The following is a 16630-nucleotide window of genomic DNA, read 5'->3' on the forward strand; positions in this document are numbered from 1 at the left end:
AGCGATGACCGCGTTCAAGACCCTCGACGACATCGGCGACGTCACCGGCAAACGCGTGCTCGTGCGCGTCGACCTGAATGTCCCGATGATCGACGGCGCGGTTGGCGACAAGACGCGGATCGAGGCGGCGATGCCGACGATCCGCGAATTGTCGGACAAGGGCGCGATCGTCCTGCTACTCGCGCATTTCGGGCGGCCGAAGGGCGCCAAGAACCCGACCCAATCCTTGAGCCTCGTCATGGGTGGGGTCGAGGATGTGCTGGGCCATTCGGTAATGTATATTCCCGAAGCGGTGGGAGAGGGCGCCAAGGCGGGTATTGCGGTGCTCGCGCCCGGCGACGTCGCGGTGCTGGAAAACACGCGCTTCTATCCGGGTGAGGAAAAGAACGACCCGGCTTTCGCCGATGCGCTCGCCGAAATCGGCGATTTCTATGTCAATGATGCCTTTTCGGCGGCGCACCGGGCCCATGGCTCGACCGAGGGCATTGCGCATCGCCTTCCGGCCTATGCGGGCCGCGCGATGGAGGCCGAACTGAAGGCGCTCGACGCGGCGCTCGGCAATCCGGTGCAGCCGGTCGCCGCGGTGGTCGGCGGCGCCAAGGTTTCGAGCAAGATCGACGTACTGCGCAATCTGGTCGGAAAGGTCGATCACTTGATCATCGGCGGCGGCATGGCGAACACCTTCCTCGCCGCCCGCGGAGTCGATGTTGGCAAGTCATTGTGCGAACATGAGCTGGTCGATCCGGCGAATGCAATCTTTGACGCCGCCGATGCCGCGGGCTGCACGATCCATCTCCCGTATGACGTCGTGGTGGCGAAGGAATTTGCCCCGAACCCGCCGACGCGCACCGTTAACGTGCATGAGGTTGCCGCCGACGAGATGATCCTCGATATCGGCCCCGCCGCGACCGAAGCTTTGGCGGACGTGCTCAAGAATTGCCGCACGCTCGTGTGGAACGGCCCGCTCGGTGCGTTCGAAACGCCGCCGTTCGACACCGCGACGGTTGCGCTCGCGAAAACCGCTGCTGCGCTGACGCGCGAAGGTTCGTTGATCTCGGTGGCCGGGGGCGGCGATACGGTCGCGGCGCTCAATCATGCCGGGGTCGCCAAGGATTTCACTTTCGTTTCCACCGCTGGCGGCGCCTTTCTCGAATGGATGGAAGGCAAGCCGCTGCCGGGCGTGGACGCACTGAAGACCTGAGTTTCGGCGCATATTTGCATCCCGGTAGCGGGATCGCTATGCGCGCCGCCACATACGTATGCAAACCCACGGAGACGTTATGACCACCGCCAATGCCGCCATGCTGGAGCAGATCAAATCGGGACAGGGCTTTATCGCCGCGCTCGACCAGAGCGGCGGTTCGACGCCCAAGGCGCTGAAGGGCTATGGCATCGAGGCAGACGCCTTTTCGAACGACGAGGAAATGTTTGCGCTGATCCATGCGATGCGCAGCCGCATTGTCACAGCGCCCTGCTTCAACGGCGAGAAGGTGATCGGCGCGATCCTGTTCGAGCGCACGATGGATGGCGAAGCGGGTGGCAAGCCGGTGCCGACGCTGCTTTGGGAACGCGGCGTGGTGCCGTTCCTGAAGGTCGACAAGGGGCTCGAGAACGAAGCGAACGGCGTTCAGCTGATGAAAGCCAACCCCGATCTCGATGCGTTGTGCGCGCGCGCCGTTGCCAAGGGCGTGTTCGGGACGAAGATGCGCAGCGTCGTGAACCTCGCGAACGCTGAGGGCGTCAAAGCGATCGTCGAACAGCAGTTCGCCGAAGCCAAGCGCATCGCGGCGCACGGGCTGGTGCCGATCATCGAACCCGAAGTGAACATCCAGAGCGCCGAACGCGATGGCGCCGACCGACTGTTGCTCAACGAAACGCTGGCTGCCCTGGACGCGTGGGACGGGGCGCCGGTGATGCTCAAACTGTCGCTGCCGACCGAGGCGGGGCTGTTCCAGCCGCTGGTCGACCATCCGAAGGTGCTGCGCGTCGTCGCGCTGTCGGGCGGCTTCGCGCGCCCCGAAGCCTGCGCCGAGCTGGCAAAGAATCCGGGCATCATCGCAAGCTTCAGTCGTGCGCTGCTGGAAGACCTTCGCCACCAGATGAGCGACGACGAATTCGACAAATCGCTCGGCGGCGCCATCGACGAAATTCACGCGGCCTCGGTGGCCTGACATGATGGAGCGCCCAAAATGAGCGGGGGGTGGCAAGCCGTCGATGACTATATTGTCGGCAAATTGCTCGGCGCCGACGACGTGCTTGCCGCCACCCTCGCCAACAACGCCGCGCACGGCCTGCCGCCGATCGACGTTTCGGCGGCGCAGGGCAAGATGCTGTACCTGCTGGCGCAGATCGCAAGCGCCAAAACCATCCTCGAGATCGGGACACTCGGCGGCTATTCGACGATCTGGCTGGCGCGGGCGCTGCCCGAGGACGGTCGTTTGGTCACGCTGGAGCTGGAACCGCACCATGCCGCTGTCGCGTGGACGAATCTGGAACGCGCCGGGGTGGCCGCGAAAGTCGATGTTCGCGTCGGACCGGCGATCGACAGTCTGGCCGCGATGATCGACGAAGCGCCATTCGACTTCCTCTTCATCGACGCGGACAAGCAGAACAACGCGAATTATGTGCGCGAGGCAATCCGGCTCGGGCGACCGGGAACGACGATCGTCGTCGACAATGTCGTGCGCGAAGGCGGGGTGCTGGAGGTCGACAGCGACGACGAGAAGATCGTTGGAACGCGCGCCCTGTTCGACATGCTGAGCGCCGAGCCGCGGCTCGACGCGACCGTCGTGCAGACGGTCGGCGCGAAAAAATGGGACGGATTTGTGTTGGCGCGGGTGCGTTAACAGGCCGCTATCCCTCCTCGTCATTGCGAGTGAAGCGAAGCAAACCAGAGCGGTTTACGCACACACTGGATTGCCGCGTCGCTGCGCTCCTCGCAATGACGAGGCTTGGAAACACCTAAAGCCCGCCAGCGAAACGGAACGAGAAGCGATAATCCTCAGGCTTTAGCGCGACATTCGTCATCTTGTCCGGGCGCACCGACTCCAGCGTAATGCTGCCATCAGCAAGCGGGGTCGCCTCGCCCAGCGTGACCTCGAAAGGCTGCTTTTCGCCATTGCCGCGGATCCACAGCATTTGCACGCGCACCCGCCCCGCCCAGATGCAGCGGGCGTTCATCGGGCAGCGGCTGTCTTCCAGCACCGCGACGGGTTTGATGATCGGCCCGTCGGCATAGGCTGTTTGGCCAAGTGCGACATCGCTGGCATCGGCTAGGGGCGTTTGGGCGGACGTTGTTGCGCAGGCCGACAAGGTGAGGGCGGTGAGGGCGACGGGTATCGCAAGGTGGATCAGGTTCTGCATTTGCGGCTTCGTGAACCCGTCGCTATGAACCCGCCATGACCCAAGCCACCCGTATTCCAAGCCAACTTTACCTCATCTCGCCGCTGGATGTCGGCGGTGATTTTCCCGATCAGTTGACGGCAGCGCTGGATGCCGGACCGGTCGCTGCGTTTCAGTTTCGCGTCAAAGGCTTGGAGCAGCACGAGGCGGCACGGCTGGCCGAACCGTTGCAGGCGATCTGTGCGGCGCGGGGCGTCGCCTTAATCGTCAACGACGATATCGCGCTCGCGAAGCGGCTCGGCGCCGACGGCGTCCATTTGGGGCAGGGCGACGGCGACCCGAAAGAGGCACGCCGGATTCTTGGCCCCGACGTCCAGATCGGTGTGACCTGTCACGCCAGCCGCCATCTGGCGATGGAAGCGGGAGAGGCGGGCGCTGACTATGTCGCCTTCGGGGCATTTTACCCGACGACGACCAAGGCGGTCGAGCATCACGCCGACCCCGAAATCCTGACCTGGTGGCAGGGCATGTTCGAACTGCCATGCGTGGCGATTGGCGGGATCACGGTTGCCAATGCACGGCCCCTGATCGAAGCAGGCGCCGATTTTCTAGCGGTATCGGGCGGAGTTTGGGCGCATCCCGAAGGTGCGGCCGATGCGGTCCGGACATTTACTGCGCTGATGAACGATCAGCCCGCCGGATAATCGCGCGCTGTTTTTTCCGGCGTGTCGTTCGATGGCGTTGGCAGCGCGCCATCCTTCCGCCAGCCGAACAAGCCCGCGCAAGGCGCCGGGCGTGTCTTTGGTGCTGAACTGTTTCCGCCGGGTTGCGGTGTTATCCGGGAAAGATCGATACTCGTCATGGCGCCGATATGGCGCGAACGCGCGCTGCCATATTGTATCGATGCGTCAAATCCGGTTCGGTTCGTCGCTTCTGGCGCTTTGGTCCAATCGGCTTGCCTGAACCGCCGCGGGCCGCTACAGGCGCGCACCTGATACCGCCTGCCGTCGGGCGCGCGGTTTGCTCTTTCCATCCTTGAACAGCGAGTGTGCGCGATGAAAATCACCGGCGTTGAAATCCGTCCCGGCAATATTATCGAATATGAAGGCGGTATCTGGAAGGTCACCAAGATCCAGCACACCCAGCCGGGCAAGGGCGGCGCCTATATGCAGGTCGAAGCCAAGAACCTGATCGACGGGCGCAAGCTTAACAACCGCTTCCGCAGCGCCGATACGGTCGAAAAAGTTCGCCTCGACACCAAGGATTTCCAGTTTCTCTATGCCGAGGGTGACGATCTGGTGTTCATGGACAAGGATAGTTTCGAGCAGATCAACATCTCCAAGGATGTCGTCGGCGACGCCCACGAGTTTCTGCAGGACGGCATGGATGTCGTGCTCGAACTTTGGGAAGAACGCCCGATCTCGGTCGAACTGCCCGAAACGATCGAAGCGACCATCGTCGAGGCCGACGCGGTGGTAAAGGGCCAGACTGCTTCGTCGTCTTACAAGCCCGCGATCCTCGACAATGGCGTGCGCGTGATGGTGCCGCCGCACATCACCAGCGGCACCAAAATCGTCGTGCATGTGTACGACCGCGAATATGTGCGGCGTGCCGACTGATTGAGTTCCCCTCCCGCTTGCGGGAGGGGCTAGGGGAGGGTCTGTTGAGGGACAGGCCTTCTTCGGAATGCAACATTCCCTCCCGCGCTCAGAGGCACGTGACTCTGAGCGCCCCCACCCGCAAGCGGGAGCGCGGAGTAAAGACAATGGCCGTATCTGGCATCATCACCGTCATGGAACGCGCCGCGCGCAAGGCGGGCACCAAATTGCGCCGCGACTTCGGCGAGATCGAGCATCTGCAGGTCTCGCAAAAGGGTCCTGCTGATTTTGTGTCGAAGGCCGATCAGGCCGCCGAGCGCACCCTGTACGACGAACTCGGTCGCGATCGGCCCGGCTGGGGTTTTCTGATGGAAGAGGCCGGCGAGATCGCCGGTGAACCGGGCAAACCGCGTTTCATTATCGATCCGCTCGACGGCACGTCGAACTTCCTGCACGCCATCCCGCATTTCGCGATTTCGATTGCAGTGCAGGAACCGAAGCTGGGCGGCGGCTGGGGCGATGTCACCGCCTGCCTGATCTATCAGCCGGTGACCGACGAAAGCTATTGGGCCGAACGCGGACGCGGCGCCTGGCTGCACGACCGGCGGCTGCGCGTGGCGTCGCGCCGTCAACTGAACGAATGCCTGGTTGCAACCGGCATTCCGTTCATGGGCCATGGCGATTTTGCGCAATGGAGCCGCATTTTTGGTGCGGTGGCGCCCGAGGTTGCCGGGATTCGTCGCTTTGGCGCCGCCAGTCTCGACCTCGCGTGGGTTGCCGCGGGCCGCTATGACGGTTTTTGGGAAAGCAATCTGCAGCCGTGGGACGTGGCGGCAGGCATGTTGCTGGTTCGCGAAGCAGGCGGTTTCGTCACCGACTTCCGCGGCGGGGACCGCGCGATCGAACGGAGCGAGTTTATCGCGGGGAGCGCCGCGGTGCATTCCAAGCTGCAAAAACTGGTCGCAGGCGCGCTGCGCAACGCTTGAATCTATCCGTCATTCCGGTTTTCGCCGGGGTGACGTGTTTGGATGAGGTCACTTCTCGAACACAAACTCGCGGAAACTGTCCATCAGCGATGCCCAGGTGTTGAGCGTCTCGCCGACATTTTCGCGCGGGATGCCCGCGAAGTCGAGGTCGACATCCATTTCCAGCACGGGATCGCCCACATCGTCGCGGTAGGCGCGGGCAAATCGTTTTTCCTTGTTCCACTTGTTCAGCTGTTCGAGCGTCACGTCCTTGGTATCGCTGAACCCCATATAATATTGCAAAGTCTTGCACATTTTTCCGTCCTCGCAGTTCATGAACAGGACGAGAAACTTCAGGCCGTTGCGGTTGCTTTCGATATAGGGATCGTCGCCGGCTTTGCTGACGATCGTCGCCGGCCAGCCCTGCGACTCGACGATCGCCTTGATCGTTGCCGGATTGGTCGCGTTGATCAGTTCGGCGCGCGCCGGTGCAGCGGCGAACACGGCAAGCAAGCCCAGGGCAAACGCAGCGTGTGTGGCGTGGCGTGTCATGAAACCCCCTGGTCAGAACCGCGCCCGGCGGCGCAAGAATATGCGATTGTTTGCCGCAATTATCACAGCGGTAGCGGCTATCGCCAGTGCCCGTTGTGCTTTTGGTCACAAAGGCGCGAAAATCATGCCCGCGGTGCTTGCGAGGCGCGACCTGCTGGCCTAAAGCGCCCGCATAAACGGGGTGACAAACACCTCAAACCAAGACTGCGAGCTCCCATGGTCGATCTGACGCAATATCTGCCGATCCTGATATTCCTGGTCATTGCGGTCGGGTTGTCGACGGCATTCGTGTTCCTGCCGATGGGCGTGGCGCGACTGACCGGTGCGCACCAGCCCGAACCGGCGAAATTGACCGAATATGAATGCGGTTTTCCGGCGTTTGAAAATGCGCGAAGCCAGTTCGATGTCCGCTTCTATCTGGTCGCCATTCTGTTCATCATTTTTGACCTCGAGGCGGCGTTTCTGTTCCCTTGGGCCGTCAGCCTGGGCGAGATCGGCTGGGAAGGCTGGGGGGCCATGATGGTATTCCTCGCCATTCTTACGGTCGGGTTCATTTATGAGTGGAAGAAAGGGGCGCTGAATTGGGAATGAGCAATTCGAGCATCCTGATGCCCGGCCAGATGCCGGTCGCGCCGGGCACGAATCCCGACCAAAGCTTTTTCGACGATCTGAACGGCGAGATCGGGGACAAGGGCTTTCTCGTCACTTCGACCGAGGATCTGTTCAACTGGGCGCGCACCGGCTCGCTGTGGTGGATGACCTTTGGCCTCGCGTGCTGCGCGGTCGAGATGATCCACGTCAACATGCCTCGGTACGACATGGAGCGCTTCGGCGTGGCGCCGCGCGCGTCCCCGCGCCAGTCCGACGTGATGATCGTCGCGGGCACGCTGTGCAACAAGATGGCCCCCGCGCTGCGCCGCGTTTACGACCAGATGTCCAACCCGAAATATGTCATTTCAATGGGCAGCTGCGCCAATGGCGGCGGCTATTATCATTATAGCTATTCGGTGGTGCGCGGCTGCGACCGTATCGTGCCTGTGGACATCTATGTCCCCGGCTGCCCGCCGACCGCCGAAGCGTTGCTCTATGGCGTCATGCAGTTGCAGCGAAAGATTCGCCGCGTCGGAACGATTGAACGCTGATGGCCCATAATGCTCCCCTGGTGGCACCGCGCAAGACGCTGGCCGCCGAACTCAAAAAAGCAATCGGCAAAGATCTGCTCGCGCATGATTTTGCGGCCGACGAGGACAGCATCACGGTCCAACGGGACGCGATTGCAGGCGTTATGGTCAGCTTGCGCGACGGGCTAGAGTATCAGCAACTGATGGAAATCGCAGGCGTCGACTATCCTGAACGGCTCGAGCGGTTCGAGGTCGTCTATCACCTGCTCAGTGTGACGCGGAATCATCGCCTGCGCGTCCGTGTATCGACCGACGAGGCGACGCCGGTGCCGAGCATCGTGCCGGTGTGGCCCGTAGCGGGCTGGCTCGAGCGAGAAGTGTTCGACATGTACGGCGTGCTGTTCAGCGGCAATCCCGACCTGCGCCGCATTTTGACCGATTACGGGTTCGAGGGTCACCCGCAGCGCAAGGATTTTCCGCTGACCGGCTATGTCGAGCTGCGTTATTCGGAGGAGGACAAGCGCGTCGTGCAGGAACCGGTGCGGTTGGCACAGGATTTCCGCAACTTTGACTTCCTGTCCCCGTGGGAAGGCGCCGACTATGTGCTGCCGGGCGACGAAAAGGCGGGCGGGACGGGCGAGGCGCCGGGCAAGGGCGCGCCGACGCCGATGACCGCGAAAGAGGTCAAGGCCGCCGACGACAAGACCAAGGCGCCGCCGCCGCCCACCCCGAAAACGACTGAAAAGCCTGCCGATACGGGCGCGGGTAACAAGGCGAACAAGGCAGCGGCCAAGCCGAGCAAGGATGGCGCGAAGGCTAGGGCGGACGGCGAATCCAAGACCCCCGCGACCAGGAAAGCCGAGAAGGCTGGGCCCAAGGCGAAAGCACCCGCCAAGCCGCGCGCGCCGCGCAAGCCGAAAACGGGAGGTGACGCATGACCGACGCTCCTCAGGTCAAGCACCACGGCAGCGACATGTTCGAGGGCTATCCGGTCGATACCGCGAACACCGCGGGCGACCAGGCCGTGACCAATTACACGATCAACTTCGGCCCGCAGCACCCCGCGGCGCACGGCGTGCTGCGCATGGTGATGGAGCTCGACGGCGAGATCATCGAGCGCGTCGATCCGCACGTCGGGCTGCTCCACCGCGGCACCGAGAAACTGATCGAGCATAAGACCTATTTGCAGGCTTTGCCCTATTTCGACCGGCTCGACTATTGTTCGCCGCTCGGCATGGAGCACAGCTATGTGCTGGCGATCGAGAAACTGCTCGATCTGGAGGTTCCGGACCGCGGGCAGTATCTGCGCGTGTTGTTTGCCGAACTGACGCGCATCTGCAACCATATGCTCAACATCGGCGCGCACGTCATGGACGTTGGCGCAATGACACCCAACCTGTGGGTGTTCGAGTTGCGCGAGGATTGCCTCAACTTCTTTGAGCGCGCGTCGGGCGCGCGGATGCACTCGGCCTATTTCCGCCCCGGTGGCGTCCATCAGGACGTCCCCGAAAAGCTGCTCGTCGATATCGGCGAATGGTGCGAAACGCGCCTGCCCAGGCTGTTTGGCGATGCGATGAGCCTGGTCGTCGACAACCGTATCTTCAAGCAGCGCAATGTCGATATCGCGACGGTCAGCAAGGAGGATACGCTGGCATGGGGCTTCTCGGGCCCGATGATCCGCGGTGCCGGCATTCCCTGGGATTTGCGGAAGTCGCAGCCCTACGATGCCTACGCAAAGATGGATTTCGAGATTCCGGTGGGGACGCGCGGCGACTGTTACGACCGCTTCATGGTCCGCGTTCAGGAAGTGTACCAGTCGGCGAAGATCATCTTGCAGTGCATCAATCAGATGCCCACCGGCCCGGTCGCGAGCCTCGACCGCAAGGTCGTGCCGCCGAAGCGCGGCGAGATGAAGCAGTCGATGGAATCGCTGATCCATCACTTCAAGCTTTATACCGAGGGCTTCCACGTCCCCGCGGGCGAAGTCTATGTCGCGACCGAAAGCCCCAAGGGCGAGTTCGGGGTCTATCTGGTGAGCGACGGCACCAACAAGCCGTATCGCTGCAAGATCCGCCCGACGGCGTTTTCGCACCTGCAGGCGATGGATTTCATGTGCAAGGGTCACATGCTCGCGGACACCACTGCGATCATCGGCGCGATCGACGTCGTGTTCGGGGAGTGTGATCGGTGAGTGTCGCTCTGCTCTTGGCAGCTATGGTGTCGCAAGGCTCAACTGATGCGCCGATCACCGCGGAAACCACAGCGCGCAAGTTCGTGGCCGCCGTGACGCGTGGAATCGACCCGGTCGGCGCGGGTATTGTTCCGTCGCTGACGGCAGAACAGTCGGAGCAGCTAAAGGCGCTTCAACCGTGCAAGTTCAGCCTGCTTGGAACGAGCACAAAACAGCGCGCGCGTATCCTTTGGCAATGCGCAGCCGGGCGCGACGAAAAAGCCTGGATGACTCAACTTACTTTTGTAGATGCGGCAATTACCTCGGTCGAGATCGAACCGTTGGTAAAGCGCCCGGTGGCACGGTGATCAATGGCTGACGCACCCCAAATTCCCGACGAAGCCGAAACCCGCGCGCGCTGGGGCGCTTTTGCGTGGACGGCGGAAAATGCCGAAAAGGCGAAGGCCGTCATCGCGCGCTACCCCGCGGGGCGCCAGCGTTCGGCGGTGATGCCGCTGCTCGACCTCGCGCAGCGCCAGGTCGGCGCCGAGACGCAGACGCAGGGCTGGCTGCCCGTGCCGGTGATCGAATATGTCGCGGCGCAGCTCGATATGCCGTTCATCCGCGCCTATGAGGTCGCGACCTTCTATACCATGTATAATCTCGCGCCGGTTGGCCGCTATCATGTTCAGGTCTGCGGGACGACGCCGTGCCTGCTGCGCGGGTCGGACGATGTGATGGCCGCGTGCAAGAACCGCGGCATGATGAAGGGCAAGACCACCCCCGACGGCCTGTTCACGCTGACCGAGGTCGAGTGCATGGGCACCTGCACCAACGCACCGATGGTCCAGATCAACGACGATAATTACGAAGATCTCGATTTCGACAGCATGTCGCGCATTCTCGACGACCTCGCGGCGGGCAAGCAGCCCAAGACCGGCACGCAGAACCCGCAGCGCCACACGAGCGAGCCCGAGGGCGGGCCGACGACGCTGAAAGAGATGGTCAAGGCCAACCACGACTACAGGAGCGAATGGTGATGGGCGCTCTGAACATCCTCCCCGCTTGCGGGGAGGGGGACCGCGCGAAGCGTGGTGGAGGGGGGCTGCGGCCTCACGCGACGACGGCGGGCCACGACAGCCCCCTCCGTCAGCCGCTGCGCGTCTGCCACCTACCCATGAATGGGGAGGATTTGGCATGAGCCTCGCCGACAAAGACCGCATTTTCACCAATCTCTACGGCTTCCAACCATGGAACCTCAAAGCCGCGCAGGCGCGCGGCGATTGGGACAAGACCAAGGATCTGATGAAGCGCGGCCAGGACGCGATCATCGAGGAGATCAAGGCGTCGGGGCTGCGCGGGCGCGGCGGCGCGGGCTTCCCGACCGGACTCAAATGGTCGTTCATGCCGAAGGAGCCGCGCGCCGACCGCCCGAGCTTCCTCGTCATCAACGCCGACGAATCTGAGCCGGGTAGCTGCAAGGACCGCGAGATTATCCGCCACGATCCGCACAAGCTGATTGAGGGCGCGCTGATCGCGGGCTTCGCGATGCGCGCGCGCGCGGCGTACATCTATATTCGCGGTGAGTTCATCCGCGAGGCCGAGACGTTGTTTGCGGCGGTGCAGGAGGCGTATGACGCCGGCCTGCTCGGCAAGAATGCGGCGAAATCGGGCTATGATTTCGACGTCTTTGTCCACCGCGGCGCCGGCGCCTACATCTGCGGCGAAGAAACCGCGATGATCGAAAGCCTCGAGGGCAAGAAGGGCCAACCGCGCCTGAAGCCGCCGTTTCCGGCGGGAGCGGGCCTGTATGGCTGCCCCACCACGGTGAACAATGTCGAGAGCATCGCGGTCGTCCCGACGATCCTGCGCCGCGGCGCGCCGTGGTTCGCCAGCTTCGGGCGCGAGAATAACAAGGGCACCAAGCTGTTCCAGATCAGCGGCCATGTGAACAAGCCGTGCGTCGTCGAGGAAGAGATGAGCATCCCCTTCCGCGAGCTGATCGACAAGCATTGCGGCGGCATCCGCGGCGGCTGGGACAATCTGCTCGCCGTGATTCCCGGCGGCTCGTCGGTTCCGCTGGTGCCTGCAGCCGAGATCATGGACTGCCCGATGGATTTCGACGGGCTGAAAGCCGTCGGATCGGGCCTTGGCACCGCGGCGGCGATCGTCATGGATAAATCGACCGACGTCGTCCAGGCGATCAGCCGCATCAGTTACTTCTACAAGCATGAAAGCTGCGGGCAATGCACCCCGTGCCGCGAAGGCACCGGCTGGATGTGGCGCGTCATGGAGCGCCTGCGCACCGGCGACGCCGACATCAGCGAAATCGACACGCTGTACGATGTGACCAAGCAGGTCGAAGGCCACACCATCTGCGCACTCGGCGATGCCGCGGCGTGGCCGATCCAAGGCTTGATCAAACATTTCCGCCCCGAAATCGAACGCCGCATCCGCGAGAATGGCAGCGTGCTGGAGGCGGCGGAGTGAGCAAAACTAACGCCGTCATATTGCTGTTGGGCGCCGCGGTCGGCATTTCCAGTCCGGCGGCCGCGCAATTCGACCATCCACCCGAGATGCGGAAGGGCGGATCGGTCGACCGCAAATTTATGTCCACCGCCAGATGTTTGGTCGATGGCCAACCGTCGCGAGCGGAGCAATTGTTGACCGCCGAGCCGGGCAGTGAGGCGGAGGGCAAAGCACTCCTTGAAATAGTCCGCGCAGCGCCTTTTTGCGCTGAGGACAGAAGTATGACGCGCGCGCCGACCACTACATGGCGCGGCGCGATAGCTGAGGCCGCCTATATTCGCGGCTCTGATCGAGCGCGGCCCTCATCGATCTCGCTAGCAAGCGGCCGACCTGATTGGCTTGCCTCGCCGGGTGCCACACTCTTCGCGGTTGCCCAATGTGCCGTCGAACGTGCGCCCATCGAGGCGGATCGGCTGATTCGGACAAAATGGCGGTCAGCGGAGGAAGCACGCGCAGTTGGTGATTTGCTCCCCACGCTGCGCGCCTGTGGCAACGGCGCCAAGGCGAATTTCGACCGGGTGTCAATTCGCGGCACGATCGCCGAGGGGCTTGTTCGAGCGCAGGGCGCCGCCGAGGGAAATAAGTAAATGCCTAAAGTCACCGTAGATGGCGTAGAACTCGACGTCCCGCAGGGCGCCACCGTCCTGCAGGCGTGCGAGCTGGCGGGGAAGGAAATTCCGCGCTTCTGCTATCATGAGCGCCTGAGCATCGCGGGCAATTGTCGCATGTGCCTGGTCGAAGTCGCGCCCGGCCCGCCGAAGCCGCAGGCGTCGTGCGCGCTGCCGACCGCCGAGGGGCAGATCATCAAGACCGACAGCCCGATGGTGAAGAAGGCGCGCGAGGGGGTGATGGAGTTCCTGCTCATCAACCACCCGCTCGACTGCCCGATTTGCGACCAGGGCGGCGAATGCGATCTGCAGGACCAGAGCATCGCCTATGGCCGCGGCGCGACGCGCTATGACGAGAATAAGCGCGCGGTGACCGAAAAATATATGGGTCCGATCGTCAAGACCGTGATGACCCGCTGCATTCAGTGCACGCGCTGCGTCCGCTTTGCGGAGGAAGTCGCGGGCGTGGAGGACATTGGCGCGATCTATCGCGGCGAAAATATGCAGATTACCAGCTACCTCGAACATGCGGTCGCGAGCGAGCTGTCGGGCAATATCGTCGACCTGTGCCCGGTCGGCGCGCTGACGAGCAAACCCTATGCGTTTGAAGCGCGGCCGTGGGAACTGACCAAGACGCTGGGCATCGACATGATGGACGCGGTCGGCACCAACGTCCGCATCGACGCGCGCGGGCGGCAGGTGCTGCGCGTGTTGCCGCGGATCAACGACGATGTGAACGAGGAATGGGTGAGCGACAAGACGCGCCATCATGTCGACGGCCTGACCCGCCGCCGCCTCGACCGGCCCTATGTCCGCAAGGGCGGCCAGATGGTCGAAGCGACGTGGGCCGAAGCGTTCGAGGCGATCAAGGCGGTGCACGCGGGCTCGTCGGTCGCGGCGATCGCGGGCGACCTGGTCGATTGCGAGACGATGTTCGCGGCCAAGGCGCTGGTGACCGCGCTCGGCGGCAATCTGCTCGAAGGGCGCCAGACCGGGCTCGACTATGACGTCACCAGCCTGTCGGCGGTCAATTTCAACACGACGATCGCCGAGGCCGAAAATGCCGATGTGATCCTGCTCGTCGGCACGAACCTGCGCTGGGAAGCGCCGCTCATCAACACGCGCGTCCGCAAGGCGGTGTGGAAAAAGGGCGCAAAGGTCTTCGCCATCGGCCCCGAAACCGACCTCACCTACAAGACCGAGTGGCTGGGTGACGACGCCGCGCTTGTCGCGAAGCTGCCGAAGCATGTCACCGATGCGCTGAAAGGCGCCGAGCGGCCGATGTTGATCTTCGGCGGTGGCGCCTTGTCGGTGCCCGGCGTCCACGGCGCGGGGCTCGTGCTCGCCAAGGCGGTGAGCGCGGTCAAGGACGGTTGGAACGGCTTCAACGTCGTGCATTTCTCGGCGGCGCGCATGGGATCGCTGATGCTCGGTTACGGGCTGCCCGGCGGGATCAAGGATGTGATCGCGGCGAAACCGAAGCTCGCTTTCTTCCTCGGCGCCGACGAGGTCGATTTTGCGGCTTTCGCAAAGACGTTCAAAGTCTATGTCGGCCATCATGGCGACAAGGGCGCGCATGCCGCCGACGTCATCCTGCCCGCCGCAGCGTGGACTGAAAAAGACTTTACCACGGTCAACACCGAGGGCCGCGTCCAGCGGAGCGAGAAGGCGGTGTTCGCGCCCGGCGACGCGCGCGAAGACTGGAGTATTTTCCGCGCGCTAGCCGATGCACTTGGCGTGTCGGTGGGCTTCGACAGCTTCGACGACTGCCGCGCGGCGATGATCGCGGCGGTGCCCGCCTTGGGTATCGAAGGTCTCGCCGATTATGGCTGGTCGGTGCCCAAGCTGCCCGCGAAGCCCGAGGCGCGCGCGATCCCGTCGCCGATCAAGGATTTCTACCTCACCAACGCCATCTGCCGCGCGTCGCCGACGATGCAGCGCTGCTCGGAAGAGTTGGTGCATGGTGTGGATTTTGCGGAGGCGGCGGAATGACCGCGGCTACATCTTTAAGCCCTTCTCCCCTTGCGGGAGAAGGATACGGAGCCTTGCCGCTGCGAGCGGCTAGGCGCAGTTGGATGAGGGGTAGCGCGCCGCAGGCGCGGGCGGTCGCGGCGCGACCGCATACCCCTCACCCAGCTTCGCCTAGGCGGCCGAGCCGCCAAGTCTTCGCAACCCTCTCCCACAAGGGGAGAGGGGAAAGGGTTGCGTTCCGATGACTGAATTCTTCCAATCGCTCGGCATGTCCTACGAATGGGCGTGGGGCGTCGCGACCGTCGCGGGCATCCTCCTCATCGCGCTGCCGCTGATGCTTGCGGTCGCGATGATCATTTATGCCGACCGCAAGATCTGGGCGGCCATCGCGCTGCGTCGCGGGCCGAACGTCGTCGGTCCCTTCGGGCTGCTTCAATCGTTCGCTGACGGCCTCAAGGTGTTCCTGCAGGAAACGATCATCCCGACCGGCGCGAACCGCGGGCTGTTCCTGATCGCGCCGATCATCACGTTCACCGTCGCGCTGATGGCGTGGGCGGTGATCCCGTTCAATTCGGGCGCGGTGCTCGCCGACATCAATGTGGGGCTTCTCTACATCCTCGCGGTGTCGTCGCTTGGCGTTTACGGCGTCGTGCTGTCGGGCTGGGCATCGAACTCGAAATATCCTTTCTTTTCGGCGATGCGCGCCGCGGCGCAGATGATTTCCTATGAAGTCTCGATCGGTTTCATCCTGGTTTGCGTCGTGCTTTACGCCGACAGCTTCAACTTGAACGAGATTATCAAGGCGCAGCAGGGACACGGGCTGGGAATCGTCAACGCCTTTGGCTTTAATTTGCTGCTGTTTCCCATCGCGGTGATCTTCCTGATCGCCAGCCTCGCCGAAACCGCGCGCGCGCCGTTCGACTTGACCGAGGCCGAAAGCGAGCTCGTCGCAGGGTATCAGACCGAATATAGTTCGATGGCCTTCGCGCTCTTCTGGCTCGGTGAATATGCGAACGTCCTGCTGATGGCGACGCTGAACGCCATCCTGTTCTGGGGGGGCTGGCTGCCGCCGATCGACTGGGCACCGCTCTATGCCGTGCCGGGCATCGTCTGGCTGTTCGCGAAGATCCTGTTTTTCTTCTTCGTGTTCAGCTGGGTCAAGGCAACCGTTCCGCGCTACCGCTACGACCAGTTGATGCGGCTGGGCTGGAAAATCTTCCTGCCGATCTCGCTGATCTGGATCTTCCTGATTTCCGGCTGGCTGATGCTGACGAGGTATTCATGAGTTACTTAGGTCATCTCGTCAAAAGCTTCACCTTGTGGGAGTTTGTGAAGGCGCACGCCCTCACGCTCAAATATTTCTTCAAGCCGAAGGCGACGATCAACTATCCGTTCGAGAAGAACCCGCTGAGCCCGCGCTTCCGCGGCGAGCATGCGCTGCGCCGTTATCCGAACGGCGAGGAGCGCTGCATCGCGTGCAAGCTGTGCGAAGCGGTGTGCCCGGCGCAGGCGATCACGATCGAGGCCGAGCCGCGCGACGACGGCAGCCGCCGCACGACGCGCTACGACATCGACATGACAAAGTGCATCTATTGCGGCTTCTGTCAGGAAGCATGCCCGGTCGATGCGATCGTCGAGGGACCGAACTTCGAATTCGCGACCGAAACGCGCGAAGAATTGCTTTATGACAAGGCCAAGCTGCTCGCCAATGGCGACAAATGGGAACGCGCGATTGCGGCCAACCTTGCCGCCGACGCGCCCTATCGATAAGGGC

At 62.9% G+C, this 16630-nt stretch carries 19 protein-coding genes; 17 read left to right on the plus strand and 2 right to left on the minus strand.

Annotated elements, in window-relative coordinates:
* Nucleotides 1-4 precede the first annotated feature (4 nt).
* The 3 genes from IR187_RS01470 to IR187_RS01480 all read left to right on the plus strand — a co-directional run bounded on the left by IR187_RS01470 (nucleotide 5) and on the right by IR187_RS01480 (nucleotide 2846).
* Nucleotides 5-1201 (plus strand): phosphoglycerate kinase, encoded by a 1197-nt coding sequence (locus IR187_RS01470; protein ID WP_194952923.1) that lies wholly within the window; start codon nucleotides 5-7, stop codon nucleotides 1199-1201.
* Nucleotides 1202-1280: 79 nt separating this feature from the next.
* Nucleotides 1281-2171 (plus strand): fructose bisphosphate aldolase, encoded by an 891-nt coding sequence (locus IR187_RS01475; RefSeq protein ID WP_407699058.1) that lies wholly within the window; start codon nucleotides 1281-1283, stop codon nucleotides 2169-2171.
* 18 nt (nucleotides 2172-2189) lie between these two features.
* Nucleotides 2190-2846, plus strand: a complete 657-nt coding sequence (locus IR187_RS01480) for an O-methyltransferase (RefSeq protein ID WP_194952924.1) — start codon at nucleotides 2190-2192, stop codon at nucleotides 2844-2846.
* A 115-nt stretch (nucleotides 2847-2961) separates the two neighbouring features.
* Here the strand turns inward: IR187_RS01480 and IR187_RS01485 are convergent, their stop codons facing one another.
* Nucleotides 2962-3363: a hypothetical protein gene (locus IR187_RS01485; RefSeq protein ID WP_228765440.1), complete on the minus strand. Its 402-nt coding sequence runs from the start codon at nucleotides 3361-3363 to the stop codon at nucleotides 2962-2964.
* A 35-nt stretch (nucleotides 3364-3398) separates the two neighbouring features.
* Between IR187_RS01485 and thiE the strand changes: the two genes are divergently transcribed.
* The 3 genes from thiE (at nucleotide 3399) to IR187_RS01500 (ending at nucleotide 5926) form a co-directional block, all read left to right on the plus strand.
* Entirely contained in the window at nucleotides 3399-4046 is a 648-nt protein-coding gene (gene thiE, locus IR187_RS01490) for a thiamine phosphate synthase (protein ID WP_194952925.1), read from the plus strand.
* A gap of 351 nt (nucleotides 4047-4397) precedes the next feature.
* The gene (gene efp, locus IR187_RS01495; RefSeq protein WP_194952926.1) at nucleotides 4398-4961 is read left to right on the plus strand and encodes an elongation factor P; all 564 of its coding nucleotides are present in this window, start codon (nucleotides 4398-4400) and stop codon (nucleotides 4959-4961) included.
* Between the two features lie 146 nt (nucleotides 4962-5107).
* Nucleotides 5108-5926: an inositol monophosphatase family protein gene (locus IR187_RS01500; protein WP_194952927.1), complete on the plus strand. Its 819-nt coding sequence runs from the start codon at nucleotides 5108-5110 to the stop codon at nucleotides 5924-5926.
* A 48-nt stretch (nucleotides 5927-5974) separates the two neighbouring features.
* Here the strand turns inward: IR187_RS01500 and IR187_RS01505 are convergent, their stop codons facing one another.
* A complete protein-coding gene (locus tag IR187_RS01505; protein ID WP_194952928.1) occupies nucleotides 5975-6457 on the minus strand; it encodes a YbjN domain-containing protein in 483 nt (160 codons plus the stop codon).
* Nucleotides 6458-6673: 216 nt separating this feature from the next.
* On the opposite strand from IR187_RS01505, the gene IR187_RS01510 reads away from it, so the two are divergent.
* From IR187_RS01510 to nuoI, 11 genes are all read left to right on the plus strand, one after another.
* Complete coding sequence (locus tag IR187_RS01510) at nucleotides 6674-7048, plus strand: NADH-quinone oxidoreductase subunit A (RefSeq protein WP_194952929.1); 375 nt, start codon at nucleotides 6674-6676, stop codon at nucleotides 7046-7048.
* The gene (locus tag IR187_RS01515; RefSeq protein ID WP_228765441.1) at nucleotides 7045-7599 is read left to right on the plus strand and encodes a NuoB/complex I 20 kDa subunit family protein; all 555 of its coding nucleotides are present in this window, start codon (nucleotides 7045-7047) and stop codon (nucleotides 7597-7599) included. The genes IR187_RS01510 and IR187_RS01515 overlap by 4 nt, the downstream gene beginning before the upstream one ends.
* On the plus strand, nucleotides 7599-8516 hold the full coding sequence (locus IR187_RS01520) for an NADH-quinone oxidoreductase subunit C (protein ID WP_194952930.1): 918 nt from the start codon (nucleotides 7599-7601) through the stop codon (nucleotides 8514-8516). The genes IR187_RS01515 and IR187_RS01520 overlap by 1 nt, the downstream gene beginning before the upstream one ends.
* A gap of 35 nt (nucleotides 8517-8551) precedes the next feature.
* A complete protein-coding gene (locus IR187_RS01525; protein WP_194953039.1) occupies nucleotides 8552-9769 on the plus strand; it encodes an NADH-quinone oxidoreductase subunit D in 1218 nt (405 codons plus the stop codon).
* Nucleotides 9766-10116, plus strand: a complete 351-nt coding sequence (locus tag IR187_RS01530) for a hypothetical protein (RefSeq protein ID WP_194952931.1) — start codon at nucleotides 9766-9768, stop codon at nucleotides 10114-10116. Before IR187_RS01525 ends, IR187_RS01530 begins: the two co-directional genes overlap by 4 nt.
* A gap of 3 nt (nucleotides 10117-10119) precedes the next feature.
* On the plus strand, nucleotides 10120-10788 hold the full coding sequence (locus tag IR187_RS01535) for a complex I 24 kDa subunit family protein (protein ID WP_194952932.1): 669 nt from the start codon (nucleotides 10120-10122) through the stop codon (nucleotides 10786-10788).
* Between the two features lie 157 nt (nucleotides 10789-10945).
* A complete protein-coding gene (gene nuoF / locus IR187_RS01540) occupies nucleotides 10946-12238 on the plus strand; it encodes an NADH-quinone oxidoreductase subunit NuoF (protein ID WP_194952933.1) in 1293 nt (430 codons plus the stop codon).
* Nucleotides 12235-12864, plus strand: coding sequence for a hypothetical protein (locus IR187_RS01545; RefSeq protein ID WP_194952934.1), 630 nt, complete (start codon nucleotides 12235-12237; stop codon nucleotides 12862-12864). The genes nuoF and IR187_RS01545 overlap by 4 nt, the downstream gene beginning before the upstream one ends.
* Nucleotides 12865-14877: an NADH-quinone oxidoreductase subunit NuoG gene (gene nuoG, locus IR187_RS01550; protein ID WP_194952935.1), complete on the plus strand. Its 2013-nt coding sequence runs from the start codon at nucleotides 12865-12867 to the stop codon at nucleotides 14875-14877.
* 220 nt (nucleotides 14878-15097) lie between these two features.
* Nucleotides 15098-16141 carry an NADH-quinone oxidoreductase subunit NuoH gene (nuoH, locus tag IR187_RS01555; protein WP_194952936.1) on the plus strand — a complete coding sequence of 348 codons (1044 nt, stop codon included), beginning with the start codon at nucleotides 15098-15100 and terminating at the stop codon, nucleotides 16139-16141.
* Entirely contained in the window at nucleotides 16138-16626 is a 489-nt protein-coding gene (gene nuoI / locus IR187_RS01560) for an NADH-quinone oxidoreductase subunit NuoI (protein WP_194952937.1), read from the plus strand. Before nuoH ends, nuoI begins: the two co-directional genes overlap by 4 nt.
* The last annotated feature ends 4 nt before the right edge of the window (nucleotides 16627-16630 follow it).

This window comes from Sphingopyxis solisilvae, from assembly GCF_015475875.1.
Lineage (GTDB): Bacteria > Pseudomonadota > Alphaproteobacteria > Sphingomonadales > Sphingomonadaceae > Sphingopyxis > Sphingopyxis solisilvae.